Here is a 20450-nt window from a genome sequence, read left to right as displayed (position 1 = left end):
TCACCCCGTTACGCGTAACGAGTTGCCTTCCTAACGTGAAAGGAAATTCGAGCAGCGCGGGTCAGCGGGGCCCGCCCATCCAGGGAGACGATTCGCCATGAGCCCCAACGCAATTCTCGAGTTCATCCTCAATCTGCTGCGTGACCACGAGGCCGCGGTCAGCTATTGCAACAACCCGGGCGGGGCGCTGGCCGCCGCCGGGCTGGAGAATGTGACCCCCGAGGACATCGCCGCCGTGGCGCCCATGGTGGCCGAGTCGGCACTGGTTGCGGGAGGTTCGCAGTTGTCCGACATCATTGCCGCGGGCGGGGCGACCGGCCTGGGCACCGACACCGGGCTGGGCGGCTCCGCCGGGCTGGGAGCCGACACCGGTCTCGGAGCCGGCGCCGGCGTCAATGGCGGCGTGGGCGGCTCGGCCGCAATCGGCGACTCCGCGGGTGTGAATTTGGGCACCACCGCTGCCACCGCCACCCAGGTGTGCCTGTCCGGCGACACCGGCACCGGCCTCGAGCTGGGCCTGTCCGATGGCATCGGCGCGGTCGTCGGTGCGGCCGCCGACCTCGGCGCGGGTCTGTCCGCCGGACTCGGCGGCGCGCTCGGCGTGGCCGGTGACGTCGCCACCGGCGTGGAGACCGACCTCGGTGGCGTGCTCGGCGCGCAGGCCGCCGCTGACCTGACCTCGGCCCTGACCGGCGGCCTGACCGCCGGCGCCGGTCTCCAGACCGGCCTCCAGGGCGCCCTCGACACCGTCACTCAGGTCGGCGCGGACCTCACCACCGGCCTGACCGGAGCTCTCTCCACCGCCGGCGCCCTCGAAACCGGCCTCGGCGCGAACCTTTCCGGCGCCGTCGACGCCGCCACCGATGTGAGCGCGGGCCTTCAGACCGGTCTGACCGGCGCCCTCGACTCCGCTGCGGGCGTCGGCCTGGGCCTCACCGGCGCGCTGAACACTGCCGCCGGAGTGGGCGCGGGCGTGCAGACGGGTCTCGATGGCGCGGTGAATGCGGCGGCCGGCCTCGGCGCCGGGCTTTCCACCGGAATCGACAGCGCACTCGATGCAGGGCTGGGCGTACAGACCGGCCTCAATGGTGCGGCGAATGTGGGCGCGCAGCTCGGAAGTGGTCTGGAGACCGGGCTTTCCGGAGCGGCCGACACCGTGGTCGGGGTCGGCAGCCGGCTCGGCGGCGACCTGAACGGTGGACTCACGGGCGGTCTGAACACCGGTGCCCAGGTGGGCGCGGGTCTCGACGCCGGAATCAACACTCTGCTGGGCGCGGGTACCCAGGCGGGCGCGGGACTGCAGACCGGCATCGGTGGCGCCGCGAACGTCGGCGCCGGCCTGGGCACGCAGGTCGGAGCCGGCCTGGAGACCGGGCTTTCCGGTACGGCCGACACGCTGGCGGGTGCCGGGACACAGCTGGGCGCGGGGCTCGATGGCGGCCTGCACACGGGTGCGGATCTGGGTGCGCAGCTCGGAAGTGGCTTGGAGACGGGCATTTCCGGCGTGGGTAACGCGGCGACCGGGATCGGCGCGGGCGTGCAGGGTGGTCTCGGGACCGGGATCGATACTGCGGTCGGCGTGGGCAACCAGCTGGGCGCGGGGCTCGACGCGGGAGTGCATACCGGACTGGATACCGGCGCGAACCTGGGTGCTCACGTGGGCACTGGGCTCGATGCGGGGCTCAACACCGCGGTGGGTGCCGGGACTCAGGTCGGGACCGGTTTGGAGACCGGGCTCGGCGGGGCCGCGAATGCCGGTGCCGGGCTCGGGACCCAGGTCGGGAGTGGTTTGGACGCCGGTGTGCATTCGGCGCTGGATGCGGGGACGCAGCTGGGCGGGGGCGTGGATACCGGTCTGACCGGGGTGGGGAATGCGGTCGCCGGGGTAGGCGGCGGGTTGGATGCCGGGTTGGGGACGCAGGCCGGCGGGGGCGTGCAGGTGGGAAGTGGGCTCGATGCCGGGGTGCACGGTGGGACCGCGGTCGATGCCGGGTTGCACGGTGCCGGTACGAATCCGTGGGCGGGTGTGGATGTTTCGCAGGCGTTCGGCGGCGGAGTGCATGCTCCGGGCGCGGACGCGTCGCTGTTCGGGAATGGTGGGGCGCACACCGGGATGGATCTCGGAACGCACCCGGGCGGGGAGATCGTCGGCGACGTGCTGCACTCGTAGATCGAAGGGTCGCTCGCCGCGGTGAGCGACGACCTGTCGGAACACAAACGGCTGGAATAGGTTCGGTGAGCAGGCTGTGACAGGCATGGTGGCGGCGAATCCACTGTTGACGATGGTGTCGGAGACCATCGCGGTGGCGAAGGCCGCGCAACGCGGGGATCTGGTCGCGCGGCTGGAGACGGTCGCGGGCAAGGCGCGCGATCCGCGGCGGCGGATCCTGGTGGCCGGTCTGGGCAATCAGGGCAAGAGCCGGTTCGTCAACGCGCTGATCAACATGGATGTGTGCCCGGTCGCCGACGATGCGACCACGGCGGTCACCACGGTGCTGTCCTACGGTGAGCAACCGCGGGCGACCGTGGTCGCGGCGGGCGCCGACGGCGGCGAGAACACCCGGGAGCCGGTGCCGTTCGAGGCGGTCCCTGCCCTCACCGCGCGCAGTCCGCAGGGCCGGGCCGTGCTGCGGCTCGAGCTGGAGGCCCCGAGCCGGCTGCTGGCCGACGGCATCGTCGTGGTGGATACGCCGGGACTGGGCGCGCACGGAACCACCGGCGCGGCAGGCATTCTCGCGCAGGCCCCGGCCGCGGACGCGGTGCTGGTGCTCACCGACGCCTCCACCGAGCTCACCGAGACCGAGGTGGATTTCCTGCGGCAGGTGCGGGAGCTGTGCCCGGCGGTAGCGGTGCTGGTCACCAAGATCGACCTGTATCCGCATTGGCGGCAGGTGTTCGAGGCGAACCGGAAGCACCTGCACGCCAATGGGATCGAGATGCCCATGCTGCCGGTGTCGGCGGTGCTGCGCGCGCACGCCATGCGCCTGCAGGACGAGGGCCTGGGCCGCGAGTCCGGATTCGGGCTGGTGTTCCAGTTCCTGCGCGAGCAGGTGGTGGCCCGGGATCAGGCGGCAATGCAGCGCGCGGTCGCTCTCGACATCTCCTCCGCCGCCGAGCATCTGGCGCTGGCCCTGGGCAGCGAGCTGGTAGCGCTGCGTGATCCCGAGCGGGGCGCGGCGGCCATCCGGGAGCTGCACGCCGCCAAGGCCGAGGCGGAGAAACTGCACCGCCACACCGCTGCCTGGCAGCAGACGCTGGGTGACGGCATCACCGATCTGGCGGGGGATATCGACCACGATCTGCGCAACCGCCTGCGCGATATCGCCCGCACCGCCGAGGACTGGATCGACCAGCACGATCCAGGCCGGCACTGGGACAGCATGGACGAATGGCTCACGGCCACCGTGGGTTCCGCGGTCGGCGACAACCTGGTGTGGACCGGCACCCGCGCGGTGAAGCTGGCCGAGCGGGTCGCCACCCACTTCGACGATCTCGGCGCGGTGGATCTGCCCGAGGTACGCGACACCCTCGACGACGACTCCCGCGCCGAGTCCTGCACCCTCTCCGATCTGGAGCCCGACCTGGGCCTGGGCCACAAGCTGCTGGTGGGTGTGCGCGGCTCCTACGGCGGCGTGGTGATGGCGGGCATGGTCGGCACCATGGCCGGGCTGGCCCTGATCAACCCGCTCTCGCTGGGTGCGGGAGTTCTGCTGGGCGGCAAGGCGTTCAGCGACGACAAGAAGGCCCGCCTGGCCAAGCGTCGTGCCGACGCCAAGATGGCGGTGCGCCGCTACCTCGACGACATCGCCTTCCACACCGGCAAGGAGACCAAGGACCGCCTGCATCGCATCCACCGCCTGCTGCGCGACCACTTCACCGCCATCGCCGACCGCACCCTGCGCTCCATCGACGAATCCCTGCGCGCCGCCCAGGAGGCCGCCAACCTGGAGGCCGCCCGCCGCACCGAACGCGCCGCCGAACTCGAACGCCGCCTGCGCGTCGTGGCCGAACTCCGCCGCCACGCCAGTACCCTCCTCGGCCCGGAACCCACGGCCGCCCTGGCTCCCGCCGCCCAGCCGCAACTCCCGGGCGTCACCCACTGAGGACGCGAGTCCGGGGGCCCGCCCGGAGCTGACCAGGTCGCCATACCGCTCGCGACCCGGCCGCGGTCGCCCCACACCTGGGGCGGATCACCTGCGAGCCCTCGGGCCGCTTCGCAGGGCAGGCGCTCGCCCGTGGTCGTGGCGATACGCCGATCCGCCGGTGGCCGACCCGGCCGCCGGCCGATGACAGGAGGTTGGGTGCGGCGCACCGGGGCGCAGGCGGGGCAATCCAGTAGCGGGAGGGCAAGATCAGGGTTGGGTGGCCGGGTTCGCGGTGTGGTGAGCTGCCTCTCGGAACTGGGAATCGGCTGTGAGAGCTGGGCGGTTCTGATAACGATTCGGCGTGGCCGGGCGAATGCCTTGCGATGCGTGGAGGTGCGGTGTGCTTCGGAATCGGGAGCCTATGAGGGACGACGCGAGCGGTGTCGGGTATGGGCTGGTGCCGGAGACACGCGGGCTGGTGGCGGCGGCGCGGCGGGCGCTGGGCGAACGGCCGCGGGTGCGCGGTCAGCTGGACGAGTGCGCGCGGCGGCTGGACGAGCCGCTGCGGGTCGCGTTGGCGGGTCAGCTCAAGGCCGGTAAGTCGACGCTGTTGAACGCGCTGGTCGGGCAGGACATCGCGCCGACCGACGCGACCGAGTGCACGCGGCTGGTCACCTGGTACCGCAATGGGACCGCGCCGCGGGTGACCGCGTTCAGCCTGGACGGGGCGCGCGCCGATGTGGTGGTGCGGCGCGGCCGCGGGGCCGAGGGGCTGCCGGGCGCACACGGGCTCACCTTCGATCTGTCGGCGCTGCGCTGGAATGCCCCCGCACCGCGCGAGGTGGACCACCTGGCGGTGGAGTGGCCGTCGGCCGAGCTGGCGCAGACCACCATCATCGATACGCCCGGCATCTCCTCGCTGTCGCGGGAGGTGTCGGCGCGCACGTCGCGGCTGCTCACGCCGGGCGGCCCGGGCCCGGCGCTGCCGCCGGCCGATGCCGTCCTTTATCTGCTGCGTCGTCTCGACGCCGCCGATGTGGATTTCCTGGAGCGCATCGGCGCCGGGCCCAGCGCGAGTACCGGTGCACCGCAGTCCTTCTCGGGTCCGCTGGGCGTGGTGGGCGTGGTGTCGCGGGCCGACGAGATCGGCGCCGGGCGCATCGACGCCCTGCATTCCGCCCGCGATGTGGCCGCCCGCTTCGCGACCGAGCTGGAGCGAACCGGCCTGTGCCAGTCCGTGATTCCGGTGGCGGGCCTGCTCGCCTTCGCCGCCGCCACGCTGCGCCAGCGTGAATACGATGCCTTCGAGGCGCTGGCCGCCATCCCGGTGGACGAGCTGACCGCGGCCCTGCTGTCGGCCGACCGCTTCGCCCATCCCGATCTGCCGCTGCCGCTGCCGGTCCCGGCCGAATTGCGTGCCCACCTGACGGCCCGCTTCGGTTTGTTCGGAATCCGACTGGCCGTCACCCTGATCCGGCTCGGTGTCCGCGGCTCGCAGGCCCTGGCGGCCGAATTGTCCAGCCGCAGTGGCCTCGACGAACTCCGCACCGTCCTGGACGTCCAATTCGCCCAGCGCGCCGACGAATTGAAGGCCCACTCGGCCCTCACCGCCCTGGCCCGCATTCTCACCGCCAACCCCGGTTCGGCGGCCGATGCCCTGCTCCCGCGGGTGCGCACCCTGCTCGCCGATGTGCACGGCTTCGCCGAACTCCGCCTGCTGGCACACCTGCGCTCGGACGAATTGCCCCTGCCCCCGGACGATCTGGCCGAACTGAACCGCCTCATCGGCGGCACGGGCGTGGCCCCTACACTGCGTCTGGGCCTGTCCGCCCACACCGATCTCGCCACCCAGCGCGATGCGGCCCTGGCCGCGGTCCAGAAATGGCGTGCCCGGGCCCGCCACCCGCTGGCCGATCAGTTCACCGCGAGCGCCTGCCTGACCGCGGCCCGCAGCGCCGAGGGCCTGCTGGACATCCTGCACGAGCCCCCGACCACGCCATTCCCGGCGCTGCGGCGGCCCGGCCGCTAGGCGCTCGGCGTCAGGGGGCGGTGCGGTCGCTGCGCGGGTCGATCAGGATCTTGGCGTGGTGCTCGGGTGAGGCCAGGGTGGTGAACGCCGCGTCGATCCCGTCGAGGCCGACGGTCCCGGTGATCAAGGGGCTGGGATCCACCTTCCCGTCCGCGATCATATGGAGGGTGTCGCGGAATTCGCCCGGGTCGTAGCCGAGGACGAATCGCAGCTCGATCTCCTTGTTGATGGCGGTGGCGGGATGGAAGGCATCCTGCTGCATGCACACCCCCACGACCACCACGCGGGTCAATGGCGGTGCGGCGGTGAGGATCTGGTCGATGATGCCGGGCACGCCGACGCATTCGAAGACGACGGGCCCCGACGGACCGCGGTCGAGGGTGTGCACGACGCGGAACAGGTACCACCACGGGAAGTTCGGGATCCGCCGCAGTCGTTCCATGGCGTCGAAACCCAGATTGAGGATGTCGGAGGCGCCGGTGATCCGCGGCTTCTTCGGCGTTGCCTCCCACGGTGATTCGACGGTGGGGTCGACCACCACATCGGCCCCGCACCGGCCCGCGAGTTCGCGGCGGCGCGGCGAGAAGTCGCTGGCGATCACGGTGCGCACGCCCGCCGCCTTCAGCATGGAGATGACGGCCAGCCCGATGGGACCGCACCCGACGACGAACGCGGTCTGTCCCTTGCTGATCCGGCTGCGGCGGACCGCGTGCCAGCCCACCGCCATCGGTTCGGTGAGAGCGGCGTGGTCGGGGGACAGGCCGTTGGGGACCGGGAAGGTCATGGGTTCCTGCACCAGCACCTGCTCGGCGTAGCCGCCGGGCGCGTTGGCGGACAGTCCGGTGAGTTCGGGCTGCCGGCCGGTGCGCAGGATGGGCAGCGCCACCACCGGGGTGCCGGGCTTCCAGCGGCGGCGGGTACCGGGACCGTATTCGGCGATCTCGCCGGTGAATTCGTGTCCCATGACGATCCGCTGGTCGGAGCGCATGAAGTGGTCGTAGCCGGTGGCGGCGGCCAGGTCGGCGAGTTCGTCGCAGTGCAGGCGGGCGTGCAGGTCGGAGCCGCAGATACCGCAGCGGGTGACTGACAGCAGTACCTGACCGGGCCCGGGTACGGGGGTGGGCAGGTCCTCGATCCGGAATTCGCCCTTGCTGACCACGGTCGCGCGCATGCCTGACTCCTGTCGAATGCCGGTGACACTGTGGATTCTTCACCGGAACGGACCGCGGGTCCGGTGAATCACCGAACCCGCGGCCGTTTTGTCGGACTCCGTGTCAGGATCCCGCCGGTGGGGTCAGACTCCCACGAGTTCCTCCTCGGCCTCCACCTCGTGCTGCTCGAGCCGGGTGTCGCGCGGCAGCGCCAGGAATCCGAGGCACACCAGCGCCATCAGCCCGATGCCCCACACCAGCGTGTAGTCGAAGGTATGCGCGAAGTTGACCGCATTGGCCTGTTCACCCGCATGCGCGAGGGCCTGGCCGACAGCCGGATTCGCGGCCGGAGACTGGCAGCTCGCCGGGACGACGGAAGGATCCACCTCGGCGGAGCGATCCCGCACACAGGCCCGGAAGTTCGCGAGGATCTGCTCCTGCGCGGGCCCGGGTACCCCGGCCGTCGCCAGCTCGGTGCGGGTCTGCGCGGCGACGGAATCCACGCCGCGTAGCGAATCATGATCCAGCTGCGCGAAGAACAGAATGCCGACCAGTGCCACGCCCAGTGCCATCCCCAGCTGCTGGCCGGTGTTCAGCAACCCGGATGCCGCCCCGGCCTCGCGGTCGGGAATCTGCCCGAGCAGCATGTCGATGGTCGGCGCGACCACGATGCCGAATCCGATGCCGGTCACGATGAGCGGCAGCACCATCTGCCAGGAGGCGAAATCGGATTCGTAGTGGGCGGCCATCGCGCCGTACAGCGCGAACCCGCCCGCCGTCACCAGTCCGCCCGCGAGCAGCACCCACTTGCCGAACCGCGGCGCCAGCACGCTGACCGACACGCCCGCTCCGATGCCCGCGCCGACCGCGAAGAACACCGAGGTGAGGCCGGCCCGCATGGGCGACCAGCCCAGCCCGGCCTGCATGAACAGCGTCCAGATCAGGAAGAACCCGCCGAAGCCGATCCAGAACAGCAGCCAGCTCGCCAGGCCGACGGTGAACGGCCGCGACCGGAACAGGTCCAGGTCGATCAGCGGTGATTCGCCATTGCGGCTGCGCCACCGTTCGTAGACCACGAAGGCGGCGAAGGCCACGGCCGCCGCGCCCATCATGACGAAAGTCCAGGCGGGCCAGTCCAATCGACGGCCCTCGGTGAGCGGATACACCAGCAGCAGCACCGCGGAAATGGCGAGCACCATGCCGACGATGTCCAGGCGCGGCGCGTGCGCGGACCGTGAATCCCGCATCACCAGGGCCGCGGCGGCCAGCGCGATCAGGCCGACCGGCACGTTCACCAGGAAGATGGGCCGCCAGCCCAGATCGAAGAGATTCCACTGCACCAGCAGCCCGCCCAGGGACAGCCCGACAGCTGACGCGGATCCGCCGACGCCGCTGTAGATGGCAATGGCCTTGGCGCGCTCATCCTTCGGGAAGGTGACGCGAATGATGGCGAGGATCTGCGGCACCATGAGCCCGGCCATCGCGCCCTGGACGAACCGCGAGCCGATGAGCAGTGTGGGTGAGGAGGCCAGGCCGCAGGCCAGTGAGGCCGCGGTGAATCCGGCCATGCCGAACAGGAACAGGCGTTTGCGGCCGTAGATGTCGCCGAGCCGCCCGCCGGTGATGAGTACGGCCGCGAAGGACAGCACGTACGCGGCGATGATCCATTCGATCTGCGAGTAGGCCGCGCCCAGGTCCTTCTGGATGCTCGGTACGGCCACATTGACGATGGTGACGTCGAGCAGGTCCATGAATCCGGCGGCCAGCACGACGGCGAAGGCGATCCAGCGGCGTGGATCGAGGGTGGGGGGATGGTCGGTATCCATGGGGCGAGCTCTCTTCGCTATCGGGGGTTGGATCGACTCTCCAAAACTATGCACCTGAAGTGATTATCAAGCAAGAGTGCAATCACGGTTCGGGCATTGCTGTAGTCTGTATAGGTGACCGACGCCGATCCCCAGTACTCACCGCTGTTCGAGAGCGCCGCATTCCTGCTGGGGCAATTGGGATCGCATTCCGCGTACCGCTTCGACGCGCTGCTCGTGCCCCTGGGGATCAGGCCGCCGCAATACGGCACGCTGCGCCTGCTCGAGGCCAATGACGGCCGGACCCAGCAGCAGCTGTGCGATGCCCTGGGTATCCACCGGAATGTCATGGTCAGCCTGATCGACGACCTGGAGAAGCGCGGCCTGGTCGAGCGCCGCAAGCATCCGGTCGATCGCCGCGCCCACGCCGTGCATCTGCAGCCCGCCGGGCGCGAGATGATCGCCCGCGCGGCCGCGATCGCCGATGGGCTCAATGCGGAATTGCTCGCCGCGCTCGACCCCGAGGACCGGCCGCGGCTGCTCGCGCTGCTGCAGCGGACGGCGATCGGCAACGGCCTGACACCGGGTGTCCATCCCGGCCTGACCGTCGCACCGGGCAGCGTGCCCATGTATGGCCCAGATCACACCTAGGCGCTGTCACAGGCCGGGCCGGCGCGTGTCCAACCAGGTGTAGGCAACTCACCCGGAAGGACACCGACGATGGCCACCATCGACGTTCTGGACTCGTTCATCAACTACACCGACACCGGCAGCGGTGCGGTGCCCGTCGTGTTCCTGCACGGCAACCCCACCTCCTCCTACCTCTGGCGCAATGTGATCCCGCACGTCACCGGCACCGTGTCCGATGCACCGACCCGCGCCCTGGCACCGGATCTCATCGGCATGGGCGCCTCGGGCAAGCCGGACAGCGACTACCGCTTCGTCGATCACGCCCGCTACCTGGACGCCTGGTTCGACGCCCTGGGCCTGGAGCAGGTCGTGATCGTGGGCCACGACTGGGGCGGCGCACTCGGAATGGACTGGGCCGCACGGCATCCCGAGCGGGTGCGCGGTATCGCCGTGGTGGAGACCTTCCTGCGGCCGCTGCGCTGGTCGGAGATGCCGCCGCAGGGCGCGGAACTGTTCCGCCGCTTCCGTTCCCCCGAGGGCGAGGAGATGGTGCTCGAACGCAATATGTTCATCGAATTCAACCTGCCCGCCGCCACCCGGAATCTGACCGCCGAGGCCCTGGACGCCTACCGCACGCCCTACCCGACCCCGGAGTCCCGCCGGCCGATGCTGGCGTGGCCGCGCGAATTCCCGCTGGAGGGCGAGCCGGCCGACGTGGTCGCCATCATCGAGAACTACGACCGGTGGATGGCCACGAGCCCCGAGGTGCCGAAGCTGATCATGCACGTCGAGGACGGTGTCGGCCTCGGCTCGCCGGAGGTGATCGAGTGGGCGCAGCGGACCTTCGCCGCCGCCGAGGTCGCGAATATCGGACCGGCGGGGCATCACTGCCCCGAGGATCAGCCCGATGCCATCGGGCGGGCGGTCGCGCAGTGGATACACCGCCACGCCCTCACCGCCACTCCGGCCGTGGCCTGATCCGGCGGGTCGCGCGGCCGGGCGGTTCGACCGGTTAGCCTGGTTTCGCCGTGGCAGGGCTGATCGCGGGGCGCACCATGGTGCGCTTCGCGATCCCTATGCTGGCGATATGGACACCGGATCGGACATCGACGAGCGCGCGCTCGTCGCACGGGCCGTCGAGGGCGATCGCGCCGCCGTCTCGGATGTCGTTCGGATGCTGCAGGATCCGCTCTACCGGCTGGCGTTGCGCATGGTGTGGCGGCCCGCCGACGCCGAGGACGCCACCCAGGAGATCCTGCTGCGGGTGGTCGGCAATCTCGCGACCTGGCGCGGCGAGGCCCGGCTCACCACCTGGGCCTACCGCATCGGCGTCAACTACCTGCTGAATCTGAAGCGGCAGACGCCGCAGGAAGCGCAGCAGCTCAGCCTCGACCAGTTCGGCGAGGGACTGAAAGACGGCCTGGCCGATGAGGATTACCGCGGCCCGGAGTCCACGCTGCTCACCCACGAGGTCCGGCTCAACTGCAGCCAGGCCATGCTGCAGTGCCTGGGTCGCGACGAACGCGTCGCGTACGTGCTGTCCGACGTCTTCGAGGTGAGCTCGGAGGAGGCCGCCTGGATCGTCGGCGCGACACCCGCCGCTTATCGGAAACGGGTGGAGCGGGCCAAGAAACGGCTAGGGAACTTCCTGCAGTCCACCTGCGGCCTGGCGAATCCCCAGGCGTTCTGCCGGTGCTCACGGCGGGTGGAGAAGGCCGTCGAGCTGGGCCGGGTGGATCCGCGCCGCCCCGCCTTCGCCGCGCACCCGATCACGCCGGGTGGGCGCAGTGTGGAGGAGGCGGAGCGGCAGATGGTGCGCCTGCACGATGCCGCCGCCGTGCTCGGCGCGCATCCGGATTACGCGGCGCCGCAGGCGAAGCTGGAGGCCATCGCCGGGCTGCTGCGTTCGGGGCGGTTCCCGCTACTGGAGTGACGCGGGCGTCCCGTACTTCTTCTCGTACGCCCACGGCGCGAGTTCGGCCGTCACCGCTGCCAGGTCGGGGCTGGCGTCGCAGTCCGAACACTCCAGGCGCACATCGACTTTCCCGCCGCACCCGGTGTGCCGATAGGTGACCGGCGGTCCGTCCGGCGCCGCCCAGCGGTCGCCCCAGTCGGTGAGCGCGAGGATGACCGGTTTCAGGTCGAGTCCCTTTGCGGTGAGCAGGTATTCGGGGTGGCCGCTGCCGGTGCTGCTGCGCTGCTCGAAGATTCCGGCCTCGACGAATTCGGCGAGCCGCTTGGTGAGGATGTTCGGGGCGATGCCGAGCGAGCGCTGGAACTCGGTGAACCGGGTCATCCCGGCGAACATGGCATTGCGCACGATGAGCAGGCTCCAGCGCTCGCCCACGATCTCCAGCGTGCGCGCGGCCGAGCACACCTCCTCGTCGTACGTGCGTCCCAACATGTATCCAGATTGACCCATCCGCTTGTGTGATGCAAGTAATGTCACTATCGTGATGCAAGTAAGTTCTCGCGAGACAGTCCACTCCGACCCGTCCTGTGTGTTCAGGAAAGAAATGGGACCTGCCATGACTGATCAGAACTTCACCACCACCATCACCGTCGACCGCACCCCCGCCGAGGTCTTCGCCGCCGTCCTGAACGCCCGCGGGTGGTGGGGGAAGGGCATTACCGGCGGCACCGAGCGCCCGGGCGACACTTTCGTCTTCGAGGTCCCCGGCGTCCACCGCAGCGATATCGAGCTGACCGAGGTGGTGCCGAACCGCCGCGTGGTCTGGCGTGTCAAGGACAACTGGATGTCCTTCGTCCAGGACAAGACCGAATGGGTGAATACCGAAATCCATTTCGACATCACCGAAACCGACGGCGGCACCGAACTCCGCTTCACCCACGTCGGGCTCGTTCCCGACTACGAGTGCTACGACGCCTGCTCCCCGGCGTGGACGTTCTACATCACCGAGAGCCTGCGCGACCTGGTCACCACCGGCGTCGGTCAGCCCGGTGGACTTCCCGCCGAGATCGAGGCGGTCGAGGCCGCGAAGGCGGCGCGGTAACCTCGGCGGGTTCAGCTGTCGCCCAGGAGCTTTCGCGCGATGGGCACCACCTGTCGCGCGAAACGCTGCACCTGGTCGACGTCGAAACCCGGCGGCCAGTAGATGAAGGTGTCGAATCCGGCGTCGCGGGCCAGACGGACGATGATGTCCGCCCACTCCTCCGGGGAGCCGTGAATCGGGTCGGAGCCATGGGGATCCGGGTGCAGCGACCGGTCGCTCACCACGCCGGGCAGCGCCGCCAGCCGGGTGATGGTGCGCGGATCCCGCCCGAGCGAGCGCGCCACCGCATCGATGCGGGCATTGGCGCCGGCCCACTGCTCCCAGGGCATCCAATTCGGCAGCGGCGCAACCCATCCGTCGGCCGCCGAGCCGATCAGGTCCAGTGCGTGCGGGCCCATGGCCCCCAGCCAGATCCCGATATTGTGCGCGGGCGCCGGCCCGCCCTCGATGCCCTGCACCGTGTATTCGGTGCCCACCACGGACACCAGCTGCCCGGGCCGCCACTCCGCCCGGATGATGGCGATGCTCTCGGCCAGGGCCATGAGCGCCGACCGGCCCTTGCGGGCGGGCCCGCCCATGGCCACCACGCCGCTCTCGAAAGCGCCCGCCCCCAAACCCAATTCGAAGCGCCCACCGCTGAGCAGGTCGAAGGTGGCGGCCTGCTTGGCGATCATGGCGGGCGTGCGCAGCGGCAGATTCGCCACTCCCGGATAGAGGCTGACCCGGCCGGTGGCCGCCAGGCAGGCGCCGATTACCGCGAAGGTGTCGCCGAACTGCGCGTTGTAGGGATGGTCCTGGATGGCCACCAGATCCAGCCCCTCGGCGTCGGCGGCCACGGCCATATCGATGACGTCCGGCAGCGCGGCCGCGACGGGCGGGATCGAAATACCGAACCTTGCCTGCATCGAGCCTCCTCACCAGCGGAAATCGACGCTCCCGATCTTCGTGGGCGGTTGCGTGCAACACCGGCATTTCGGACGTCGGCGCGCATCCCGGGCGTGTCTCGCCCCTGTTCACCGCGCTGCCGGAAACCGCGCGGTCCGGCCGGGTTCCGTTTACGATCCCCGCGTGAGCTCGAAATCGTCCGGATCGCCCGGGGATTCGCCCGTGGCCGGGCGGATGCGGGCGCGGGACATCGACCGCGTCAACGCACGGGCGCTGCTGGACGCCGCCTTCGAGGAGGGCGAGCTCGCGGTCGAGGAGTACCACCAGCGGTCCGAGCAGGCGCAGACCGCACAGACCCTCGGCGAACTGCAACGACTCATCGGCGACCTGCAGCCGAGCACCAAGACCGCCGACCTCGCGCCCGTCGGCCGGCGGGCACGACGGGCGTCCGCGGGCGGCTATCCGCCCCGCACCCGGGCCCGCGACAGCGACCGCCAGGCCACCTGCACCCTGCTCGACGCCGCCCGCGCGGACGGACAGCTGAACGCCGCCGACCATCGCACCCTCACCGAACTCGCCGGCGAGGCGAAGACATTGGGTGAACTGGCCCAGCTCACCGACGATCTGCAGCGGTCCGGCGACACCCCGCCGGATCCCGCCCCGCCGAAGTCGCGGCGCGAGAACTGGTTCGCCGCGGGCATCGCGGCCCTGAGCATCGCGGTCGCGGTGGGCACGTTCGTGGCCGTGGATCGTCCCGCCACCCCGGCCGCCGGACCGCCCGCGGTCGACCTGGGTGTGATCGGACCGATGGTGCTGCCCCGGCCGAAACTCACCGAGGCCGAGGGCATCGGCTACTTCCGGGACGCCTATCGCGCCAAGTTCGGCGACACCATTGTCGACGAGGTCGACCTGTTCCCCGACTATGCGACGGTCACCCGCGGCAGCCAGGCCAACCGCAAGGTCCGCTACACCTATCGCGGTGGCTTCGACCAGGGTGACCAGCCGCAGACCCGGTCGCCGCAGACGCCGACCGCGGATCTGTCCGCGCTGAACGTGCCGGCCATCGCCGCGCTCGCCGCCCGGGCCCCGGCCCTCACCAAGGTGGATCAGGGCACGGTCAGCTACCTCGACATCGAGGGGTCCGGCAGCGGGCCGATCGTTCGTATCTATGTGGGCAACAAGGCCAATGAGAACGGCTACCTCGAGGCGACCCTCGACGGCCGGATCGTGCGGACCCTGGCGTTCGGGGGATAGGTCGAGATCATGGCTGATGCACGCTCCCAGGGATTGCGGGCCCGCGACACCGATCGCGTGGACGCCTGCACCCTGCTCGACACCGCCCGGGACGCCGGCGAGCTCACCGCGGCCGAATACACCCACCGGACCGCGAAGGCCATGGCGGCCAAGACCTTCGGCGAACTGGACGCGGTGCTGGAGGATCTGCAGATTTCCGCCAATCTGGTGAATTCGCCTGTGGTGCGGGCGAATCGGCGCGGTCCCTCCACTCGCATGCGGGTCGCCGCCGCGATCCTGGTGGCCGCGGCCCTGCTCGGCGCGTTCGCGGGTTGCGTCTCGCGCACGGCCGCACCGAAACCCGCTCTGCCGGACCCGACCACGGGCCCGGGCCTGGCCAGTTTCGTCGCGGCCTACCAGGACCACTTCGGCGACGCCAAGGCCGACCAGGTTCTCCTCTATCCCACCTACGTGATCATCGAGCGCCGTCGGGATCCGTCGGCGCAACGTGACGCGCACATCCGTTACGACGGCAGCTTCCACTCCTATGACGACATCGCCCGGTCTGTGGGCATGGACATCTTCGACATGTCGGTCCTGGATCTGAAGAAGATCGCGGGTCTGCTCGCCGGGGCTCCGCAGTCGGCGGGCGTGCCCAACGGCCGGATCGGCCACGTCGAGATCGTCCGGGGCGCCGATGGCAGTCCGGTGGTGACCGTCTACGTCGACGACGGCTCCCAGCACGGCTATTTCAAGGTCACCGCCACCGGCGAGCCGATAGCGATCTACCCGCCCAGCTGATCGATCACGGTCCCGGCCCATCGGTAGTTGCAAACCGACCGGTGTGGACACAAGGGGCGGCCGGTCGCGCCTGCCCGCGAAGAATTTTTTGTGCCGCGTGGAATAGATGACGTGCGGCGCCCGTTGGGACAGGTCAGCAAGGTTGAGCGAGTTGGACTCAAGTTAAAGTTGCGCGCCGCCGCCGGCGGGTGCAGGATTGAGCCGACCACGCTCAGTGTTACTGGGATTGCAGTGCGCCGGAGTCGCTCGGAGAGGATTCCGGGGCGCTCAGGTACGTCAACTAGGAGGAAACACCATGGCTCGTGCGGTCGGTATCGACCTCGGGACCACGAACTCTGTCATCGCCGTTCTCGAAGGCGGCGAACCGGTCGTCGTGGCCAACTCGGAAGGATCGCGCACCACGCCGTCGATCGTCGCTTTCGCCAAGAACGGTGAGGTGCTCGTCGGTCAGCCCGCCAAGAACCAGGCCGTCACCAACGTCGACCGCACCATCCGGTCCGTCAAGCGCCACATGGGCGAGGACTGGTCTGTCGACATCGACGGCAAGAAGTACACCCCGCAGGAGATCTCCGCGCGCGTGCTGATGAAGCTGAAGCGCGACGCCGAGGCCTACCTGGGTGAAGAGATCACCGACGCCGTGATCACCGTCCCCGCCTACTTCGAGGACGCGCAGCGCCAGGCCACCAAGGAGGCCGGCCAGATCGCGGGCATGAACGTGCTTCGCATCGTCAACGAGCCCACGGCTGCCGCGCTGGCATACGGCCTCGACAAGGGCGACAAGGAACAGACCATCCTGGTCTTCGACCTCGGTGGCGGCACCTTCGACGTCTCGCTGCTGGAGATCGGTGAGGGCGTCGTCGAGGTCCGCGCCACCTCCGGTGACAACCACCTCGGTGGCGACGACTGGGACGAGCGCATCGTCGGCTGGCTGGTCGACAAGTTCAAGGGCACCTCGGGCATCGACCTGACCAAGGACAAGATGGCCATGCAGCGCCTGCGTGAGGCCGCCGAGAAGGCCAAGATCGAGCTGTCGTCCTCGCAGTCGACCTCGATCAACCTGCCCTACATCACGGTGGACGCGGACAAGAACCCGCTGTTCCTCGACGAGCAGCTGACCCGCGCCGAGTTCCAGAAGATCACCTCGGATCTGCTGGACCGCACCCGCAAGCCGTTCCAGTCGGTCATCAAGGACGCCGGCATCTCGGTCGGCGACATCGATCACGTTGTGCTCGTCGGTGGTTCGACCCGTATGCCCGCCGTGTCCGACCTGGTCAAGGAACTGACCGGCGGCAAGGAGCCCAACAAGGGCGTGAACCCGGACGAGGTCGTCGCCGTCGGCGCCGCCCTGCAGGCCGGTGTGCTCAAGGGTGAGGTCAAGGACGTCCTGCTGCTCGATGTCACCCCGCTGTCGCTGGGCATCGAGACCAAGGGCGGCGTGATGACCAAGCTGATCGAGCGCAACACCACCATTCCGACCAAGCGGTCGGAGACCTTCACCACGGCCGACGACAACCAGCCGTCCGTGCAGATCCAGGTCTTCCAGGGTGAGCGCGAGATCGCCTCGCACAACAAGCTGCTCGGATCGTTCGAGCTGACCGGCATCCCGCCGGCCCCGCGCGGCGTGCCGCAGATCGAGGTCACCTTCGACATCGACGCCAACGGCATCGTCCACGTCACCGCCAAGGACAAGGGCACCGGCAAGGAGAACACGATCAAGATCCAGGACGGCTCCGGCCTGTCCAAGGAGGAGATCGACCGCATGGTGAAGGACGCCGAGGCGCACGCGGCCGAGGACAAGGCGCGTCGCGAGGAGGCGGAGACCCGCAACCAGGCCGAGTCGCTGGTGCACCAGACCGAGAAGTTCATCAAGGACAACGAGGACAAGGTCCCGGCGGACGTCAAGACCAAGGTCGAGGCGGCCATCGCGGAGGCGAACGAGGCGCTCGAGGGCACCGACATCTCGGTCATCAAGACCGCGGTGGAGAAGCTCGCCACCGAGTCGCAGGCGCTGGGCCAGGCCATCTACGAGGCCTCGGCCGCGGACCAGGCCGCCCAGGGCAACGGGTCGGGCGCGCCGCAGTCCGATGACACCGTCGTGGACGCCGAGGTCGTCGAGGAGCCGGAGAAGAAGTGACGAACCAGAACCCGGAAAACATGGTCGACTCGGCCACGGGTGAGGTCTTCGAGGCCGCGGCGGACACCGCCGCGGCCCTCGGGGCCGAGGGGACTCCCGAGGTCAGCGAGGACGCCCTCGCCGACGCGATCACGGCCGAATTGGCCGAGCGCACCGCCGATCTGCAGCGTCTGACCGCGGAGTACGCCAACTACCGCCGCCGCGTCGAGCGCGACCGCAAGGCCGCCATCGACACCGCCAAGGCCGCGGTCGTGGGCGAACTGCTCCCGGTGCTCGACGATCTGGATCGCGCCCGCGCGCACGGTGACCTCGACAACGGACCGCTCAAGTCGGTCGCGGACAAGCTGGTCACCGCTCTGCAGAAGCAGGGCCTCGAGGAATTCGGTTCGGAGGGTGAGCCTTTCGACCCGACCCTGCACGAGGCCGTGCAGCACGAGGGCAGTGGCGCGGACCCGGTCCTCGGCATGGTGATGCGCAAGGGCTACCGCTTCGGCGATCGCGTGCTGCGGCACGCGCTGGTCGGCGTCACCGACGGTGTAGCGGATCTGGCTGCGGCGCAGCCGGATACGACGAACGCTGGCACCGATGCCGCTGGCACTGATTAACAACGCACAGACGCCCCCGGCGTCACCGACAACACGGAAAGGAGGAGATGCCCGGTGAATCGAGAGTGGCTCGAGAAGGATTTCTACAAGGATCTGGGTGTTTCCTCCGGCGCCACCCAGGACGAGATCAAGAAGGCCTACCGCAAGCTGGCCCGTGACCTGCACCCGGACAAGAACCCCGGGGACAGCACGGCCGAGGAGCGGTTCAAGGCCGTCAGCGAGGCGAATGCTGTGCTGTCGGATCCGGAGAAGCGCAAGGAGTATGACGAGGCCCGGAAGCTGTTCGCCGGCGGCGGTTTCGGCCGCGGCGGGTTCTCGCCCGGGGGTGGCTACGGCCAGCCCGGCGGCGGGTTCTCCGGCGAGTTCAACCTCGGCGACATCTTCGGCGCGGGCGCCGGAGCCGGTGGCGCCGACGGCGGCCTGGGCGATCTGCTGGGCGGGCTGTTCAATCGCGGTGGCACCCGGACCTCGTCGCGTCCCCGGCGCGGTTCGGATGTGGAGACCGAGACCACCCTCGGCTTCCGCGAGGCCGCCCAGGGCGTGACCGTCCCGCTGCGCATGACCAGCCCGGCCGCCTGCACCACCTGCCACGGCAGTGGCGCCAAGCCGGGCACCAGCCCGCGAGTCTGCCCGCACTGCAATGGCACCGGCGTGGTCAGCCGGAACCAGGGCGCGTTCGGCTTCAGCGAGCCGTGCGAGGACTGCCGGGGCACCGGGTCGATCATCGACGACCCGTGTGTCGACTGCCGCGGCAGCGGCATCCAGAACCGGACCCGCACCATCACCGTGCGCATACCCCCCGGTGTGCGCGACGGGCAGCGGATCCGGCTTGCCGGTCAGGGCGAGGCGGGCCTGCGCGGCGCGCCTCCGGGCGACCTGTACGTCACCGTGCACGTCAGCCAGGACAAGGTCTTCGGCCGCAATGGCGACGACCTGACCCTGGTGCTGCCGGTCTCGTACGCCGAACTGGTGCTGGGCACCACGGTTTCCGTGCCCACGCTGGACGGCCGTGTCGGCGTCAAGGTGCCGCCGGGCACCGCCGACGGCCGGACCCTGCGGGTGCGCGGGCGCGGTGTGCCCAAGCGCGACGGCGGCGCCGGTGACCTGCTGGTCACGGTGAAGGTCGCGGTACCGCAGAAGCTGGACGACAATGCCGCCGAGGCGCTGCGGCGCTACGCGGAGGCGGAGAAGACCAGCGGGTTCGATCCACGTGCGGGATGGGCGGGTGCGTAATGAGTTCCGATCCGAAGAAGACCGAGGCCCAGTACTTCCTGATCTCGGTGGCCGCGCAGCTGGCGGGCATGCACGCCCAGACGCTGCGCACCTATGACCGGCTGGGTCTGGTTTCGCCGCAACGCACCTCGGGCGGCGGGCGGCGCTACTCGGACCGGGATGTGGAGCTGCTCCGCGAGGTGCAGCGCCTGTCCCAGGACGAGGGCGTGAACCTGGCCGGCATCAAACGGATCATCGAACTCACCAACCAGGTGGAGGAGTTGCAGCAGCGGGTGAGCGAGTTGACCGCCGAGGTGGAAAGGCTCCGGTCGGGGTACCGCCCCGATCTGACCCCGCCGCAGCGCAGCACCGCTCTCGTGGTGTGGCAGCCTCGAAACCGGCGTAAGCAGTAGCCGCCTCCCCGGGACTTCAGCGCCCGGCTCGGGAGCCGTCGCCGGCTTCGCACGCGTGCCGGCGGTCGGGAGCCGAACCGATTTCGGGCGTACCCCGGGAGTTACCCGCATCTCGCGAAATCAGTTGTCCCGTTTGGGGAACGGGGAGGGGTCGGGAGCGTTGCTCCCGGCCCTTCCTTGCTGTATCAGGCTTTGCGGATGAGGACGAGTGTTCGCCCGGTTGTGATTGTTGCGGACAATGTGCTGAGTTCCCTATGGGGACTGTGGGATTGGCGAAGTTCTTGGTTCCGGTTAATTACAAACAGACCGGTACGTTATAAAAGACGCCAATCATGAGTTTTGTCCGTATGCTGCAAGGGAATTCAAGGACCGGCGCAGTTGCGGCAGGATCGCTGTTTTCCTGAGTCTTGCAAAACGGATCAGGCAGGTCTGCCGTCCGAAAGCCTGTGTCTC

General features: G+C 69.6%; 17 protein-coding genes. 13 read left to right on the top strand and 4 right to left on the bottom strand.

Going from position 1 to position 20450, the window contains the following annotated elements:
* The first annotated feature begins 97 nt into the window (after window positions 1–97).
* From ACQP1O_RS41380 to ACQP1O_RS41370, 3 genes are all read left to right on the top strand, one after another.
* A complete protein-coding gene (locus ACQP1O_RS41380) occupies window positions 98–2170 on the top strand; it encodes an IniB N-terminal domain-containing protein (protein WP_433563689.1) in 2073 nt (690 codons plus the stop codon).
* An 85-nt stretch (window positions 2171–2255) separates the two neighbouring features.
* Window positions 2256–4103 carry a dynamin family protein gene (locus ACQP1O_RS41375; RefSeq protein WP_433567971.1) on the top strand — a complete coding sequence of 616 codons (1848 nt, stop codon included), beginning with the start codon at window positions 2256–2258 and terminating at the stop codon, window positions 4101–4103.
* Between the two features lie 403 nt (window positions 4104–4506).
* Window positions 4507–6114, top strand: a complete 1608-nt coding sequence (locus ACQP1O_RS41370) for a dynamin family protein (protein ID WP_433563688.1) — start codon at window positions 4507–4509, stop codon at window positions 6112–6114.
* Window positions 6115–6124: 10 nt separating this feature from the next.
* On the opposite strand, the gene ACQP1O_RS41365 is transcribed toward ACQP1O_RS41370, so the two are convergent.
* Both ACQP1O_RS41365 and ACQP1O_RS41360 read right to left on the bottom strand, forming a co-directional pair.
* Window positions 6125–7285, bottom strand: coding sequence for a zinc-binding dehydrogenase (locus ACQP1O_RS41365; RefSeq protein WP_433563687.1), 1161 nt, complete (start codon window positions 7283–7285; stop codon window positions 6125–6127).
* A 123-nt stretch (window positions 7286–7408) separates the two neighbouring features.
* Complete coding sequence (locus tag ACQP1O_RS41360; protein ID WP_433563686.1) at window positions 7409–9091, bottom strand: MFS transporter; 1683 nt, start codon at window positions 9089–9091, stop codon at window positions 7409–7411.
* Between the two features lie 114 nt (window positions 9092–9205).
* Here ACQP1O_RS41360 and ACQP1O_RS41355 point away from each other — a divergent pair, with 114 nt between their 5' ends.
* The 3 genes from ACQP1O_RS41355 (at window position 9206) to ACQP1O_RS41345 (ending at window position 11633) form a co-directional block, all read left to right on the top strand.
* A complete protein-coding gene (locus ACQP1O_RS41355; RefSeq protein ID WP_433563685.1) occupies window positions 9206–9721 on the top strand; it encodes a MarR family winged helix-turn-helix transcriptional regulator in 516 nt (171 codons plus the stop codon).
* Window positions 9722–9790: 69 nt separating this feature from the next.
* Window positions 9791–10678, top strand: a complete 888-nt coding sequence (locus ACQP1O_RS41350) for a haloalkane dehalogenase (protein ID WP_433563684.1) — start codon at window positions 9791–9793, stop codon at window positions 10676–10678.
* Between the two features lie 109 nt (window positions 10679–10787).
* On the top strand, window positions 10788–11633 hold the full coding sequence (locus tag ACQP1O_RS41345; RefSeq protein ID WP_433563683.1) for an RNA polymerase sigma factor: 846 nt from the start codon (window positions 10788–10790) through the stop codon (window positions 11631–11633).
* On the opposite strand, the gene ACQP1O_RS41340 is transcribed toward ACQP1O_RS41345, so the two are convergent.
* Entirely contained in the window at window positions 11622–12104 is a 483-nt protein-coding gene (locus ACQP1O_RS41340; RefSeq protein WP_433563682.1) for a winged helix-turn-helix transcriptional regulator, read from the bottom strand. The genes ACQP1O_RS41345 and ACQP1O_RS41340 overlap by 12 nt on opposite strands.
* Before the next feature lie 124 nt (window positions 12105–12228).
* On the opposite strand from ACQP1O_RS41340, the gene ACQP1O_RS41335 reads away from it, so the two are divergent.
* The gene (locus ACQP1O_RS41335) at window positions 12229–12714 is read left to right on the top strand and encodes an SRPBCC family protein (protein WP_433563681.1); all 486 of its coding nucleotides are present in this window, start codon (window positions 12229–12231) and stop codon (window positions 12712–12714) included.
* 11 nt (window positions 12715–12725) lie between these two features.
* On the opposite strand, the gene ACQP1O_RS41330 is transcribed toward ACQP1O_RS41335, so the two are convergent.
* Window positions 12726–13619: an LLM class flavin-dependent oxidoreductase gene (locus ACQP1O_RS41330; RefSeq protein ID WP_433563680.1), complete on the bottom strand. Its 894-nt coding sequence runs from the start codon at window positions 13617–13619 to the stop codon at window positions 12726–12728.
* Window positions 13620–13782: 163 nt separating this feature from the next.
* Between ACQP1O_RS41330 and ACQP1O_RS41325 the strand changes: the two genes are divergently transcribed.
* The 6 genes from ACQP1O_RS41325 (at window position 13783) to ACQP1O_RS41300 (ending at window position 19997) form a co-directional block, all read left to right on the top strand.
* Window positions 13783–14853, top strand: a complete 1071-nt coding sequence (locus tag ACQP1O_RS41325; RefSeq protein ID WP_433563679.1) for a DUF1707 SHOCT-like domain-containing protein — start codon at window positions 13783–13785, stop codon at window positions 14851–14853.
* A gap of 9 nt (window positions 14854–14862) precedes the next feature.
* Complete coding sequence (locus ACQP1O_RS41320; RefSeq protein WP_433563678.1) at window positions 14863–15633, top strand: DUF1707 SHOCT-like domain-containing protein; 771 nt, start codon at window positions 14863–14865, stop codon at window positions 15631–15633.
* Window positions 15634–15928: 295 nt separating this feature from the next.
* Complete coding sequence (dnaK, locus tag ACQP1O_RS41315) at window positions 15929–17767, top strand: molecular chaperone DnaK (protein WP_433563677.1); 1839 nt, start codon at window positions 15929–15931, stop codon at window positions 17765–17767.
* 20 nt (window positions 17768–17787) lie between these two features.
* Window positions 17788–18372 (top strand): nucleotide exchange factor GrpE, encoded by a 585-nt coding sequence (grpE, locus tag ACQP1O_RS41310; RefSeq protein WP_433567970.1) that lies wholly within the window; start codon window positions 17788–17790, stop codon window positions 18370–18372.
* A 54-nt stretch (window positions 18373–18426) separates the two neighbouring features.
* A complete protein-coding gene (gene dnaJ, locus ACQP1O_RS41305; RefSeq protein WP_379388689.1) occupies window positions 18427–19605 on the top strand; it encodes a molecular chaperone DnaJ in 1179 nt (392 codons plus the stop codon).
* Window positions 19605–19997, top strand: a complete 393-nt coding sequence (locus ACQP1O_RS41300) for a heat shock protein transcriptional repressor HspR (protein ID WP_357005070.1) — start codon at window positions 19605–19607, stop codon at window positions 19995–19997. Before dnaJ ends, ACQP1O_RS41300 begins: the two co-directional genes overlap by 1 nt.
* Window positions 19998–20450 lie beyond the last annotated feature (453 nt).

Source organism: Nocardia sp. CA-151230 (genome assembly GCF_050942175.1).
Taxonomy (GTDB): domain Bacteria; phylum Actinomycetota; class Actinomycetes; order Mycobacteriales; family Mycobacteriaceae; genus Nocardia.
This window is presented reverse-complemented; position numbering and strand designations above follow the sequence as displayed.